The following is a 14556-nucleotide window of genomic DNA, read 5'->3' as shown; positions in this document are numbered from 1 at the left end:
TGGCTTGCTTCGCCACTAACTTTTGGCCTGCCACAGGCGCCACCAGGGCAGGTAGGGCTGGTCGTGGTGTTCGTAGTGGTACCCGAAAAAGTAGCAGCTCAGGAATGCCCACACGTGGTGCCGGAACTGACTGCGCGACTTGTGCGGATTATCAGGCTGGTGTTCCCCACGGTGCGGCAGATACGTGCCGAAGTAGAATAGTTGCAGAGTAGCCAGAACGGCCGGCACCATCCAAAAGGCAATAACATTGGCCTGCGGAAAGAACAGCTTCAACACGTTGTAGGTCAGGGCCATCAGGGCTACTTGCACCCACGTCACGTAGTTCCAAGCGAAGCGCGCAAACCAAAGCAGAAAGCTGGTGTGGTGCCCATCGTGGAAATCAGGGTCGTGCTCGGTGGCCACGTGCCGGTGGTGGGCGTGGTGCTTGGCCAGCATGCCCGGAAACCAGTTAAAGGCAAAAAGCCCCGCTGTTAGGGTGCCGATGAAATTGTTCAGGCGCTTGTTAGCGCTAACTACCCCGTGCATGGCATCGTGGGCCGTAATAAAAAGGCCGGTATACAGATGCATTTGCCCCAGTGCCAGCAGGTAGGGCCACGGCGTCCGCCAGTTGGGCTGGTAGAAGGCCAGCAGATACGTCAGCAATGCGGTCCAGGCTACCAGAATCAGAGCTGCCATGCCTACTCCTTTGTAACCTAACGGAGTGGGGCGCACCCGCTGGGCGGGCAAAGCAGCACGAGGTACCACGGGAGAAGAAACCATAACTAACTAGGCAAGCAGCCAATTAACAACCAGTATTCGCCGGGAGAGCCTATAAAGTTGCCCCGCTTACAGCGCCAGCAACGCCTCCCGCACCTGCTCCATCTGCCACATGGGGGTACTGGTGGCTCCGCAAATACCCACCGACTGGCCCGGCTGAAACCACGAGGGACACAATTCTTCTACCTTGGAAATGAAGTGGGTGGCGGGGTTCGTTTCTTTACATACCTGGTAGAGGACCTTGCCGTTGGAGCTTTTGGTACCCGACACAAACACTACCTGGTCAAACTGGGCCGCGAACCGGCGCAGATCTTTGTCGCGGTTACTAACCTGCCGACAGATGGTATCGTTGGCGTTTACCTGGTAACCGCGCTGCTCCAGCTCGTCCTTGATGCGGTAAAACGAGTTTGTGCTTTTCGTAGTCTGGCTATAGAGGGTGATGTTGGCGGGCAACTCATGCCGTAACAGCTCCTCCAGGTTCTCAAACACTACCGCTTCTCCGCTCGTTTGTCCCAGTAGGCCGCGCACCTCGGCGTGGCCGTGTTTGCCATAGATGAAGATGCGGTCCTGGCGGTCGTAGCTAGTTTTGATGCGGTTTTGCAACTTGAGTACTACGGGGCAAGAAGCGTCGATGAGGGTCAGGTTGTTTTCCATGGCCATCTGATAAGTGCTCGGCGGCTCACCGTGCGCCCGAATCAGCACGGCCTCGTTACGCAACTGGGCCAACTGCTGATAGTCAATGATGCGCAAGCCCCGTTGCTCTAGGCGCTCAACTTCCTCATCGTTGTGCACAATGTCGCCGAGGCAATACAAGTAACCTTGCTCATCCAATAGGTCTTCGGCCATCTGAATGGCATAGATTACGCCGAAGCAAAAACCAGAATTGGGGTCAATACGGACGCTCAGGTGGTGCGGCATAGCTAACTGAGTAACTGTCGAGGTGACCAGAAGGTTACAGGGGGCAGAAGATACAAGGTGTTTATCATTTCTTCTTGCGCTGATGCAGTGTAGCGTATTCATAACAAGCGCCACCCGCATAAAGTTAACCCTCTGGTAATCGTCCGGTTGCTCAGAACACTAATCCTAGAGCTCAGGCATTACGGAGGAGCTTGCTAAACCGCACTTTTGAAGGAGCAGATACGTATAGCTGCCCCTAACTAGAACCGGTAGTACCAGGCAGTCCTGCTTGAGGGCAGGTACCTACGAGGAAAACGTCCTGGGCAGTTTTGCGGAACCTAGGGCTCCGCTTCGGGGCGGCCATCCTTACGGCTGCCCGCCCCGAAGCACGTGCTCAATAATCTAGCCCTGACCTCGTCCGGACAAGACTCCCTACCCTAGAAAGAGCCGAAGGCTTTGCGCTGCTCCAGGTCCCGGATTACTTTTTCCTCTACCGGGCTAGCGCGCAAAATCTCCCGGTCGCGCCAGAACTTGGCGTTGTAGTTCTGCTTCATGGCCTGCTTGAGGTCGTTGTAGTTCACCCCCGTCGACTTGTAGCCCTTGGCAGCGGGCTTCGTAGTGTTCTGGTAGAAAAACAGATTACCGCTGATTTCAGTGCTGTCGGGCTTGCCCTGGTAGCTGAGCACAATCGTCTGCTCGGCGCGCACGGCCTGCAAGCGGCTCAGAGAATCGGCTACCGGGCTGAATTCCGTCACCATCCGGAAGGTCTGGGAGGTGAGGGTAGTGCCTTCTGAAAACTGCAACGACATTAGGTTGCCGATGGGCACGTTGCTTTCCAGGCGCCGAATGGCCGCCGTTTTGAAGTCCACATACAAGGTGCCAAAGGCGGCCGGCTGGTTCAGATCCAGCCGCGGGGTAAAGTCGATAACGGCAGTTTCCTGGCCCTTGTCCTGCAGTACTTCCCGCAGATGAAACTTGAACTGCTTGTCGGCCAAGGGGCTCAGCGGCACGGCCAGGGTACGGCGGCTGGGCTTGGGTTCAAACACCGGAATCAGGCGTACGGCCGCCGAAAAATTGGTCATGTCCACGCCGGTTTCCTCGGCGGCCGTGGCGTAACGGGCCTGTTCTAGCTGCCAGCCACCTACCCCCTGGTTGGTAAACCGAACGTCGTAGAAAGCGTCCAGAAACTCGGAATATTTGCCGTTGTGCTCTTGCTTTTGGCGGTAGAAAGCTTTGCCATACTGTTCCTGGCGCTGGTGGCGGGCCAGCTTAGCGTAAGCCCGTTTCACCAGTTCCGTGGCCACTTGCTCGGGGTTACGAACCCGCACTTCGGGCAGGGCTACAGTGCTGGCTTTCAACACAATCAGGAGGGGTTCCGTGGCGGACGTGGCGTCGACCGTAGTGGGAGCGTAGCCCAGGCTAATAACGGTAATTTTTCGGGGTAGGCTGGCTACGCGCAAACTAAACTCGCCGGCTTCGTTGGTGGCCGTTCCGGGCTCATTGCCGAGCTGGCCAACGTTAGCGTACGGTACGGGCTGGCGCTTTTCATCTACTACCCGGCCTTTGAGCGTGATTTGTTGAGCGTGGGCGAGGGAGGCCGTAGTTAGAGCCAGCGTCAGAATTAGCGGGTGTTTCATTAAGTTGAGCGGGAAGTTTCACTGAAGGGAGAGTCGCTGGGTGGCGAAGGTGCCCTAGAAACGTTGGAATAGGATTTTTGATGTGCTATTACACATAATTTACAGCGGCGGCCTGCGGCCCCGGCTGGCTCAAAGATATTTCCGTGGCCTCTTCCCTCCTACCTTACAACAGCACTGTTGGCAGCAGGCTTTACGCGAAAACAGCACAAGACTCAACCAGTGAAAGCCTAGTCGCTGGCTCCAAGCCCCAGTTACCAACAAAAAAGCTTCCGTTGCCGGAAGCTTTTTACACTAGCTTAGCCAGTCGGTAGGCGGCTACAATTGTGTCAGTTTTTGCGCCTCGGCCTCCGAAACGTGGCCCCTATCTACCAAAAAGTTACGCACCAGCCCAAACGATTCCTCATCGAGGCCAGAGCTGGGGTGTTTCAGCAGAGTGCTCACCAAAAACTGCCGGTCTTCTTCTACGTGGGGGCTCAAACCCAGAAAACCGGGCAAGTTGCTTTCCACACTCAGGCGCAAAAAACGAATTTCCGCATTGTTGGAGTCAAGCTTTACGGCTTGGTCGAACAGCTTACTGGCGTTCTGCACGTAAGTCAGCTTGTTGAACATGGAAGCGTCGCGGGCTCGAATGGCCTCGGCGGCAGCTTTATAGGCCAGCACCACGGCGTCCTGCTTGTCGTAGGCGGCCATGAGCTGGTAGAATTTCTCGCCGGCTTCCTTGCTGGTAGCGGCTTGCTGGTACTGCCGGCGCAGGTGGGCGACGGAGTACGGGTTGGCTTCAGTTGACACGAGGGTGGAGAGGGTCAGAAGGAAAGAAAGAAATAGGAATCGAATCAGCTTCACGCGGCGCAGAGTAAGTAGCCCAACAGAATAGCCAGCCGCTGCAAAGTTGCCCATAACATCCGGAGGTACGGGAGCAGCCCCTACACCCGCGCCAGTTGGTAGCGGAAGTAAGAACCGAGCAGCAGCAGCAGCTTGGTGTTGTTTGGTACGCGCACCCGCTCGCCAAGGATGCGTTCAGCCGGCAACTGCCGGATCTTGTGGAAGAGCTTGAGATAGTACACGTAGGCTAGATACACGCCCATGCGGGCTGCCCGCGGAAGCTGCACAATGCCGGCGTAGCCGGCCTCAAAATCGGCCCGAATATCAGCTTCAATCGTTCGTTTCACGTCATCAGTGAATCGCTCGTACTGCACGCCGGGGAAGTATACCCGGCCCCGCTCCTGATAGTCAGAGCGAATGTCGCGCAGGAAATTAATTTTTTGGAAGGCCGAGCCCAGCCGGCGCGCCGACTCGCGTAAGCGGGCAAACATGGCCTCGTCGCCTTCGCAGAAGATGCGCAAGCACATCAGCCCTACTACCTCCGCCGAGCCGTAGATATATTTTTCGTACAAGGACTGGTTGTAGCTTCGGTCGTCGAGGTCCATCTCCATGCTGTAGAGAAAGGCCTCAATAAATTCTCGGTCGATGCCGTACTGGTGCACTACGTCCTGAAAGGCGTGCAGCACCGGGTTCAGGCTGATGCGCAGGTCTAGAGCCTCATAGGTCTGACGCTTAAAATCCTGAAACAGCGCCGCTTTATCGTGCTCATGAAATGTATCCACGATTTCGTCGGCCCAGCGCACAAAACCATACACGGAGTATACTGGCAAGTGAAACCGCCGGTCGAGCGTACGAATGCCCAGCGTAAAGGAGGTACTGTAGCGCTTGGTTATCAGCTTGCTACACGCCCGGCTGGTTTCGGTAAAGAGGGCAACGTGGTCCAACGCAGAGATGATGAGGAATGAAGAATGAGGAATGAAGAGCCAGGTTCAGAATTTACAACTGAGAAGTGCCGAATAAGCTACTATGCCACACGCACAGACTAGTAATTATTCCTCACTTCCTCAGTGAAAACTCTTTCTCCACTTCCTTAGCCACCACCTGACCCGAAATTAGGGAGGGCGGCACTCCCGGGCCCGGCACCGTAAGCTGGCCCGTAAAATACAGATTGCTGACCTTTTTACTTTTCAGGGCAGGCTTCAGAATAGCCGTCTGTCGCAGGGTGTTGGCTAGGCCGTAGGCGTTGCCTTTGTAGCTATTGTAGTCCTGCCCAAAATCCTGATGGGCGTAGCTGCGCTTAAACACCACCGCGTCGCGGATACTGGTGCCGCAGTGGCGCTCCAGGCGTTCCATAATCAGGTGGTAGTAATGCTCCCGGGTGGCCTCAGGGTCGGGCAGGTTGGGGGCTACCGGAATCAGTAAAAACAAGTTCTCGCAGCTCTCTGGTGCCACCGAGGGGTCCGTTTGCGTGGGGGCCGACACGTAGAACAGCGGGCGGCTGGGCCACTTCGGGTCCTCGTAGATTTCCTCGGCGTGCAGGCTAAAGTCCTCGTCGAAAAACAAGTTGTGGTGGCGCAGCTTGGGTAGGCGCTTGCTTACGCCCACATAAAACAGCAACGAGGACGGAGCCATCGTGCGCGAGTCCCAGTACTTTTCGTCGTAGTGGCGCCACTCAGGGGCTAGCAGGTGCTGCTCGGCGTGGTGGTAGTCGGCGCCGGCTACTACCACATCAGCCGGGCGGAAACCGGTGGCGGTTTGCACGCCAGTAGCCCGGCCGCGCTCCACTACAATTTGCTGCACCGGCACGTTGTACTCGATGCTGACGCCCTGCTCCTGGGCCAGTTGCACCATGCCTTCCACAATTTTGTGCATGCCGCCCAAAGGGTACCAGGTGCCCAGGGCCAAGTCGGCATAATTCATGAGCGAGTACAGGGCGGGGGTATTTTCGGAGGTAGCCCCCAGGAATAGCACCGGAAATTCTACCAACTCCAGTAGGCGCGGGTCTTTAAAAAACTTGCGCACGTGCTTGTGCATGCTTTGCAGCAGGTCCAGGCGCATGGCGTCCACTGCTAGGCGCGGGTCCATGAATTCCAGCAGGGAACGGCCGGGCATGTGCACGAATTTGCCAATGCCAACCTCGTACTTGTACGCTGCCTGCCGCAGAAACTCATCCAGGCGGGCCCCGCTACCCGGTTCGTAGCGTTCAAATAAGGCCCGCAACTCCGGCATCAGGGCAGGAATGTCCACGGCCTCCGCCCCCTTGAAGATGACCTGATAGGAAGGGTCCAGGCGCACGAGTTGGTAGTAATCAGACACTTTTTTGCCGAAGCGGGCAAAGTACTGCTCAAAAATATCGGGCATCCAGTACCAGCTAGGCCCCATATCAAAGGTGAAACCCTGGGCCTGAAACACGCGCGCCCGGCCGCCCGGTCCCTCATTTTTTTCCAGCAGGGTAACCTGGTAGCCGCGCTGGGCCAAGGAAGTAGCCGCGGCCAGCCCGGCAAAGCCCGCCCCAATAACAAGAACGTGTTTGGTGGAAGTAGCAGTAGTCAAATGAGCAGAGTTGGGTAGGGTGAAGCGCGAGGATAACAAGGCAGGCGGCACCAAGCGGCGCCCCAAGGTACATACTGCCGAGCGAGGCTGATGTTTCAGCGAGTGGCCATAAAACAGACGGGCCGCGAACCACGCCGCCAAAAGCTAACGTCGTCCGCGGCCCGCGATACGCCCGGGGCGGGTCTGTACTCTCTCCCTATTCCCTACACGCCGGGGGCGTATGTCTTCAACGCCTGCTTTAGTTCTTTGCGGGCGATGTGAATACGGTTTTTAACGGTTCCAATCGGAATCTGCAGCTTTTCCGCAATTTCCAGGTACTTGTAACCGATGTAATACATCATGAACGGAGTCCGGTAATCGGCGGAAAGACCGGCAATAGCTTCGTTGATATCTGTCACTACGAAATCGGAGGTGGCTCCGTTGTGCGTAATGTAGTTTTCGTCGGTATTAAAGTACTGGAAGTACTCTGTGCTGTCAATATTGCTATTGCGCTTGGTAATCTTGTTGTAGTTGTTGATGAAGGTGTTGCGCATGATGGTGTACAACCAGGCCTTCAAGTTGGTGCCCGCTTTGAACTTGTCCTTGTTCAGCAGCGCTTTGAGCAAAGTTTCCTGCACTAGGTCTTTGGCATCATCGGCGTCGCGGGTCAGGTTCATCGCCACGGGCTTTAGAGAGTAAGAAATCTTCTGTACTTGGTTGGTGAATTCCAAAGAGGTCATACTGTTTAGCTTTTCGTGGCAAAAAGTTAAACAAATATACGAGTGGATCGGAAAGTAGTCCGTACCTACATAGATTTATTTTTCCTGCTACCTCGGCTCTGCTGCAAAAACGCTTAATTCAAACTACAACATATTGATTATAAATATATTATAGTCGAAATTATTTCCGTTAACCTTGAGATTTTCTCTACCCGGCTCTCCTCTTAAAACCTACGAAAAACGCCCGGCCGCCAGATGCTATTCCTACGGCCGGGCGACGGCTTTGTTGAACAAGTGTACGTTATGCTTTTATGAAGCCTGAACGGGTAGCTGCACCTCTTTGTCGCAGGCGCAGGCACATATTCCTTCGGCCAGCGCCATGAAATCAGTGATTAGGCGCAGCCGCACGGCATTCGTTGGCATATGGAAGGGCAGCTGCGCCAACGGGCCGTACAGAAATAGGGTAATATCTGGGCAGGTTTGGCTTAGCTCATTCACAAAATCCTGTACCTCATCTCGTTCCGGCACGGCGGTCAGCACCGTGAGGGCTGCGTACGGCTGGTAGGAGTTACACACAGCCTTGAGTTCCTGCACGGGCAAGTTTTGCCCCAGATATAACACGTGGTGCCCTCGGGCCCGCAGGATATAGTTCATGAACAACAGGGCCAGCTCGTGCATTTCCCCTTCCGGCAGAAACAGTATCCACCGCCGCGCGGCAGCTGGCTGCACGGGCGCTAGCCCGTCGGTAGCCGCCAGCAGCTTCTGGCGCAACAAGTTGGTTACCAAGTGCTCCTGGGCCGGATTTACTGTGCCCGTTTGCCACATCACGCCAATGCGCTGCAGAAAGGGATAGGCGACGTGCAAAATGGCCTGCTCGAAGCCACTGCGCTTAATAGCCTCATTAAGTAGCCGGGTGAGTTGAAGCTCGTTCATTTCCAGCATGGCCGCCAGCAGCCCATTTACTTGCTGACAGTAATTGTGCGAGGCGTCGTCGCAGGAAATAACGGCCTTGGCCAGCTCCGGCTCCGTCATTTTGGCCACCTGCGAAATGCGGTAGCCCCGGTTGCATAACGTGGCAACATTAAGCAGGCGCCGTAGGTCGTCGTCGCAGTACGTGCGAATATTGGTAGCGGTACGCACCGGCCGCAGAATGCCGTAGCGCTGCTCCCAAATGCGGATGGTGTGCGCCTTGACGCCGGATAGCTGCTCTAGGTCGCTGATTGAAAAATGTGCCACGGTACGGTTCTCCCTCTCAACTAATTATTTAGACCGCCGCGTCGGGCCGCTGCCGCAGCACCCGCGTGGGAGCTGGCTTGCGCAGGGCCAAAGCAAAATATTTCGGCGACACCCACAGCAGACCAAACTCCTCGGAGCCAGTGCGGCCCGTGGTTTTATGATGAATTTTGTGGGCCATGTTCAGGGCCCGCAGGTAGGTATTGCGCGATTTGCGCCAGAACCGCAGCCGCCCGTGGATGAGCACATCGTGCACGAAAAAGTACAGGGTGCCGTATGCTGCAATACCTACCCCCATCCAAAAGCGAAAATCCTTGGCATCGGAGCCGTAGATAATCAGCAGCATGGAGAGGGAACCGTAAAAAAGAAAAAAGAAGTCGTTGCGCTCAAACCGGTGCGGGTGGCGCACGTGGTGGGAGCGGTGCAAAAACCAGAGCGGCCCATGCAGCACAAAGCGGTGCATGAACCACGCAACGAATTCCATTCCTAAAAAGGTAGCCGTCGTGACGGCTACGGCTGCCAGCGTTGTCATAGGGCTCAAACCGCCGGGATGTTGAGAAGTTTGAAAAACTAGAAAGAAGAAAGTTACTACTCTTCCCTGACTCTGCTGGTTTGCCGCCGCCGGAAAAAACTGGTTCCCCGAAAACAGCACCAGCCGCGCCCACGGGCGCAGCTGGTATGGTTAGGTAGCATGGGGGTAGTAACCGGCAGGGCTTTAATTATCCCAACTGATTTTTTCTTTGGCTAGAAAGGCGGCAATGCCGCGGCGGCAGTCGTCGGAGCCGCGGGCCTCGGCGTTCAGGCGGGCGGCGTAACGGAGGCTGTCTTCCAGGGGCATTTCCGGAATGCGGGCCAGCATTTCCTTGGTAGTTTCCATGCTCTGGGTTGAATTCTCAACGCACAAGCGACGGGCAAAACGGTAGACGTTATCGGCTAGCTCTGCTTTGGGTACCAGGAAGTTGACCAGGCCAAACTCTAGGGCTACCTGGGCCGTGATGACGTCGCCGGTGAGCAGGAGTTGCTTGGTGCGAGCCTCCCCTATTTTGCGTAGCAGAAACACGCTTACAATGGCGGGCAGAAAGCCGATTTTCACCTCGGTGTAGCCAAACTTCGCTTCGGGTACGGTAAAAGCAAAGTCGCAGATGGTAGCCAGCCCGCAGCCCCCAGCCAAAGCGTGACCCTGCACCTGCCCGATTATCACCTTTTTGAGGGTGTACATCTGGTGGAATAGCTGCATGAGGTGGGTAGAGTCGGCCAGGTTGTCGGTGTAGCCGAAACCTTGCAGCTCCTGAATGTAAGCCAAGTCGGCCCCGGCGCAGAATACGTCGCCTTCCGCCCGCAGCACAATGACCTTGCAGGCTTCGTCGTCCTCGGCAAACTCAAAGGCCTGCTTGAGCTCCGTAACCATGTCGGCGCTGAGGGCATTGCGCTTTTCCGGACGGTTGAGCGTGATGTAGCCAATGGAATCCTGAGCTTCGTACCGAATAAAGCGCAGGTCTTCCAATTCCTGAGTGGGCATATTTTCCATATTCAGGGACGTTGCAGAGCAGTGAGAAGAAAACTGAGGCAGGCTGCCAGGGCTTACTAGCAGAACCAAGAGAGTAAAGACGCCAGGACCAAACGTAGCGAAAATGCTGCTACGAATACATGCTATAGCGCAAGGAGCACCCCACAAGTTGCGGCCTACCTGGCAGCTGCCCCCACCTAGTCCCGGACCCGAACGGTAAACGCACCGCGCGCAGTTACATCATAAGTCTGAAAACCAGCACGATGCAGCATTGAATCTTGCTGAGCCACGTACCAACTTTTGCACGAGGAATCGAATATAATTGGCGCGGCCGTTCCGAATATACTGGCCAGGGTAGCAGGCGTTACGCGGGCATTACGGCGGAGCACAATGGCCTCCAGCCCCGGCAGGGGCGCTCGGGCTTCACTGAGGCGGCCACTTACGAAGGCCACTTGCACCCCACGCCAGGCCGTCAGGGTTAGGCCCGGCTCCAACACCCGTGCGGGTACGGGGCACCCTTGCCACCCGGGGCGGTGGTGTACCTGTTGGGCCTCGCGCTGAATGCTGCCGGGCACAATGCGGTAGGTGCGCTCCGTTTCCGTAAGCGGCACCGAGTCGAGGGTTACTACCTCGGCGGCTGCGCCCTGCCAGAAACCCACTACCGAGCGGCGCGGAATGCTGTACACAATCAGGCGCGCATCGGGTGCCAGCTGGTAGGCGGCCCACACCCGGCTGCTTTCCAGCACCCCAAGCAGGGTGCAGGCCACGCCCAGCCAAGGCAGGCGGCGCAACTGAAGGAAAACCAGCGCAGCTAGGATGATGGCAAACATTAGCCACGCCTGCGGGGCCGTCACGTGAATACCCGAAATCAAAGCGCCCGGCAGCAAACGGCCAATGCCGAAAATGTACTCGTTGAAAAGCCAGATCATCTTTTCAAACACCACCGCCACTAGCCGCGGCAGCCAGTCCAGCACGGCCGCGGCCTGCCCTGAGCCTACCCCTACCAGGGCCACAACCCCTTTCAGCGCCAGCAGCACCAAGCCCACGTACACGGCCCCGCTTGAAATAGGCACGGCCACCAGATTGGAGGCCAAAAAGCTGAGCGGAAATTGGTGAAAATAGAACAGCCCCAGCGGCAACGTGGCCACCTGCGCCGCCAACGACAAAGCCGTGGCCTGCCAACCGTATTCCAGCCCCACGCCCAGCCACTTCCAGCCTTTCCGCACGACTGTTGGCTGCCAGGGCCGCTGCTTTCCGAGGAAAAAGGCCTTGGGGTGCAGTACCCGACCGATACGCGGCTGCAGGTACACAATGCTGAGCACGGCCAGAAACGAAAGCTGAAAGCCAACGTCGCACAGCAAGTAGGGGTCATAGCACAACAGGCAGAAAGCTGCCACGGCCAGCAGATTGTACATGGACGTTTGCCGGCCGCTGGCTCGCCCCAGAATTAGGAAGGAAAACATAACCGCCGCCCGCAGCACCGACGCCGATAGCCCCGTCAGAAACGCGTAGCTCCAGATGGTAGCCAAGCCGAGCGCAGCCGCGACAAACCGAAACCACGGCCCCCGCCGCCCCGGTAGCCGGCCCAGCAGCCACGTAACGGCCCCAAACAGTAGCCCCACCTGCAACCCCGACACGGCCATGATGTGGGTAGTGCCAGTGTTGGCGTAGGCTTGCTTGGTCTGCTGATCTACCTCATCTTTAATCCCGAGCACCAGCGCCGAGGCCAGGGCATATTCCCGCTTGGCGTGCACGTACTGCCGAAATACTCCGTCCAGCACCCGGGCGGCGCGCATGGCAATAGCCCGCAACCAGTTCGGCGGAGCGGTGGCAATCTGCTGATACTGATCGGCATGGATAAACTGCTGATGGTATACCTGATGGTACTCCAGGTAGCGGCGGTAGTCAAACTCGCCTGGGTTCAGGGGCGGCTTGCTGGGCGCTGGCGCTCCGCGCACTAGCCATACGTCGCCGTACTGCGGGGCCGTTACGGCGGCTTCGCGCGGCACACTCACCCGGATGCCCCCGCGGGCCGGGCGCCACTGCCCGCCCACACGCACCGCCGAAACGCGCACGGTGGTAGCGTAGGTAGCGGGCCGTACCACGGTATAGTCATCAACCACCCCTCGGTAAAACTCTATGCCGCTCCCAAATCGGTACAGGTGGTCGGGGGCCCGGCTTTCTGTGGCCTGCTGGGTGAGGGCCGCTCCGGCTACATACACGGCCAGTACAGCCAGCAAGCCGGCGGCATCTGTAGCCGTAGCCCCTCTCTGGCGGGTGGCCCACGCTTGTACTACCCCGAACAATACCACCAGCAACCCCACAAAGGGCAGCAGCTCCGGCAGGGTTTCGCCCCAGTATAAGTAGGTTAGAATACCCGCCATTAAGGGCAGGGTTAGCCGTACGAAGGCGTTGGGCGCCCATTTGATTTCCATAAAGCACACGAAATACTGGTAATTGCTAATGTGGTAGTACCTCAGCACTACGGGGGGCCAAAATGAGGAAAATAAGCTAGACAGCAAAAGCCCCTTGCCTTCCATTGGAAAGCAAGGGGCTACGTGAGGGGTAGCACGCTGTAGGCTACGTTAGCTTCATTTTATAATGCTCAATGTCGGCCTCCACAAACTTCTCTCCTACCTTCTCAAACCCGTGCCGCTCGTAGAAGCGCACAGCAGGAAGTTGGGCGTTCAGGTACACCAGCGCCTCCGGATGGCTGGCGCGCACATCCCGAACCACGGCGGCCAACAGCGCGGCTCCTACCTGCTGGTTGCGGTAGGCCTCCAGCACTGCAAAGCGCTCCAGCTTCACTCCTACCTCCGTGACGCGCCACCGGGCGGCCCCGCAGGGCGTGCCTTCGGCCGTGCGGGCCAGGTAGTGCGTGGCGTCGGTGCGGTCATGGGAGTCGTGCTCTAGCTCAGCGGGCACGTTCTGCCCCAGCACAAACACCGTATGACGAATGGCCAGCGCGTCGTTGAGGCTGGGGTCTTGCGGGGAGGCAATGCGGGCTACCTGTATCACGGGAAAGCAGATTGATGGGAAATGCAGCGTACGGAGCACCACTGCTTACGGGCGCGAAAATACGAAACCACTGGTGCCTTTGCCCCTGCCCGACCTAAAACAGAAGGGCCGCCCAGTGGGCGGCCCTTCTGTTTTTCGACTTTCTAGGCTGCGAAGCGACCTAGAACGGTGCTTACTGCTCCTGGTTTACCGGCAGCTCGCGAGTGCCGTCGTCTTCGCGGCGGGCGTCGGGGTGCTTACCCGGGTCTTGGTGGGCAACTTCGTCTTGGCGCCGACGGTAGGACGGCTGGTACTCGCGCACCGGGCGGTTGGCCTGGTCCTTCTGCTGCTGCACATCAAACTTGTCGTAAGCCTGCACAATTTGCTTCACCAGCCGGTGGCGCACCACGTCTTCCGAAGTCATTTCCACGAAGCCAATGTCGCGCACATCGCGCAGGATGTCCAGGGCTTGAATCAGCCCAGACTTCTGCTTGGTAGGCAAGTCAATTTGGCTCCGGTCACCGTTCACCATCACTTTAGCGTTCGGGCCCATGCGGGTCAGAAACATCTTGAGCTGGCTGGGGGTAGTGTTCTGGGCCTCATCCAGGAGCACAAAGGCATTGTTCAGCGTCCGGCCGCGCATGTAGGCCAGGGGCGCAATTTCAATGGTTTTGTTTTCGAGGTAGAACTTAAACTTCTCGGGCGGCAGCATGTCCTCCAGCGCGTCATAAATCGGGCGCAGGTAGGGGTCTACCTTCTCCTTCATATCACCGGGCAAGAAGCCTAGGCTCTCGCCAGCTTCTACCACCGGGCGGGAAATGATAATTTTCTTGACCTCTTTGTTTTTAAGCGCCCGCACGGCTAGCGCTACCGAAATATAGGTTTTACCCGTTCCGGCCGGCCCTAGCGCAAACACTAAGTCGTTCTTGAGCACGGCATCTACGAGGCGCTGCTGGTTGGCGGTCTTGGCTTTGATGACGCCGCCTTTGGCCCCAAACAGAATCACGTCGGGAGAAGCGGCCAGCATCCGGTCCTGCTGGTCCTCGTCGGCCGAGGTCAGGTACTGGCTGACGGTTTTGTCGGTAATCTGACCGTACTGGTGGTAGTGCTCCAGCAGGGCCGACAGGATTTCGTTGATGCGGCTGATTACGGCCGTTTGGCCCTGAATCTTGATTTCGTTGCCGCGTGAGATGATTTTACTGCCAGGAAAGGCCGCGGCCAGCTGACGGATATTTTGGTTATCGGGTCCGAGGAACTCAACCAGGGACACATTTTCGAGCGTGATGACTTTCTCGACCAATCTGGAGGGAATTTAAGGGCGGAAGGAGAAGAAAAGAGCGGGTGGGCGGGGCCCACGAAGCCTTCTGCAAGGGGTAACAGCAAAAACCTATGAATCGTTGCTGCTCCCGATTCGCGGCAAAACGCCTACTTTTGCCGCCCCCGCAGGGGGCCTGGC

Annotated in this window: 13 protein-coding genes; all 13 read right to left on the bottom strand. The window is 57.3% G+C overall.

The window, feature by feature from the left end:
- Positions 1-15 precede the first annotated feature (15 nt).
- The 13 genes from MWH26_RS04125 to MWH26_RS04065 all read right to left on the bottom strand — a co-directional run bounded on the left by MWH26_RS04125 (position 16) and on the right by MWH26_RS04065 (position 14400).
- Positions 16-759, bottom strand: a complete 744-nt coding sequence (locus MWH26_RS04125; protein ID WP_375374031.1) for a fatty acid desaturase — start codon at positions 757-759, stop codon at positions 16-18.
- 66 nt (positions 760-825) lie between these two features.
- Positions 826-1674, bottom strand: a complete 849-nt coding sequence (locus MWH26_RS04120; protein WP_244695373.1) for a 4-hydroxy-3-methylbut-2-enyl diphosphate reductase — start codon at positions 1672-1674, stop codon at positions 826-828.
- A gap of 416 nt (positions 1675-2090) precedes the next feature.
- On the bottom strand, positions 2091-3290 hold the full coding sequence (locus MWH26_RS04115) for a carboxypeptidase-like regulatory domain-containing protein (protein WP_247976163.1): 1200 nt from the start codon (positions 3288-3290) through the stop codon (positions 2091-2093).
- Between the two features lie 315 nt (positions 3291-3605).
- Positions 3606-4187 carry a hypothetical protein gene (locus tag MWH26_RS04110; RefSeq protein WP_247976162.1) on the bottom strand — a complete coding sequence of 194 codons (582 nt, stop codon included), beginning with the start codon at positions 4185-4187 and terminating at the stop codon, positions 3606-3608.
- Positions 4188-4213: 26 nt separating this feature from the next.
- Positions 4214-5056 carry a phytoene/squalene synthase family protein gene (locus MWH26_RS04105; protein WP_244695370.1) on the bottom strand — a complete coding sequence of 281 codons (843 nt, stop codon included), beginning with the start codon at positions 5054-5056 and terminating at the stop codon, positions 4214-4216.
- A 112-nt stretch (positions 5057-5168) separates the two neighbouring features.
- A complete protein-coding gene (gene crtID / locus MWH26_RS04100) occupies positions 5169-6665 on the bottom strand; it encodes a bifunctional phytoene desaturase/3,4-desaturase (RefSeq protein ID WP_247976161.1) in 1497 nt (498 codons plus the stop codon).
- 203 nt (positions 6666-6868) lie between these two features.
- Complete coding sequence (locus tag MWH26_RS04095; protein ID WP_088843003.1) at positions 6869-7384, bottom strand: sigma-70 family RNA polymerase sigma factor; 516 nt, start codon at positions 7382-7384, stop codon at positions 6869-6871.
- A 288-nt stretch (positions 7385-7672) separates the two neighbouring features.
- Positions 7673-8599 carry a MerR family transcriptional regulator gene (locus MWH26_RS04090; protein WP_247976160.1) on the bottom strand — a complete coding sequence of 309 codons (927 nt, stop codon included), beginning with the start codon at positions 8597-8599 and terminating at the stop codon, positions 7673-7675.
- Between the two features lie 28 nt (positions 8600-8627).
- A complete protein-coding gene (locus MWH26_RS04085) occupies positions 8628-9080 on the bottom strand; it encodes a sterol desaturase family protein (RefSeq protein ID WP_247976159.1) in 453 nt (150 codons plus the stop codon).
- A 231-nt stretch (positions 9081-9311) separates the two neighbouring features.
- Positions 9312-10124: an enoyl-CoA hydratase/isomerase family protein gene (locus MWH26_RS04080; protein ID WP_247976158.1), complete on the bottom strand. Its 813-nt coding sequence runs from the start codon at positions 10122-10124 to the stop codon at positions 9312-9314.
- A 176-nt stretch (positions 10125-10300) separates the two neighbouring features.
- Complete coding sequence (locus MWH26_RS04075; RefSeq protein WP_247976157.1) at positions 10301-12538, bottom strand: ComEC/Rec2 family competence protein; 2238 nt, start codon at positions 12536-12538, stop codon at positions 10301-10303.
- Positions 12539-12683: 145 nt separating this feature from the next.
- Positions 12684-13121 carry a GNAT family N-acetyltransferase gene (locus tag MWH26_RS04070; protein ID WP_311136880.1) on the bottom strand — a complete coding sequence of 146 codons (438 nt, stop codon included), beginning with the start codon at positions 13119-13121 and terminating at the stop codon, positions 12684-12686.
- A 172-nt stretch (positions 13122-13293) separates the two neighbouring features.
- Positions 13294-14400, bottom strand: a complete 1107-nt coding sequence (locus tag MWH26_RS04065; RefSeq protein WP_247976156.1) for a PhoH family protein — start codon at positions 14398-14400, stop codon at positions 13294-13296.
- Positions 14401-14556 lie beyond the last annotated feature (156 nt).

The organism is Hymenobacter sublimis (assembly GCF_023101345.1).
GTDB classification, from domain to species: Bacteria; Bacteroidota; Bacteroidia; order Cytophagales; family Hymenobacteraceae; genus Hymenobacter; species Hymenobacter sublimis.
This window is presented reverse-complemented; position numbering and strand designations above follow the sequence as displayed.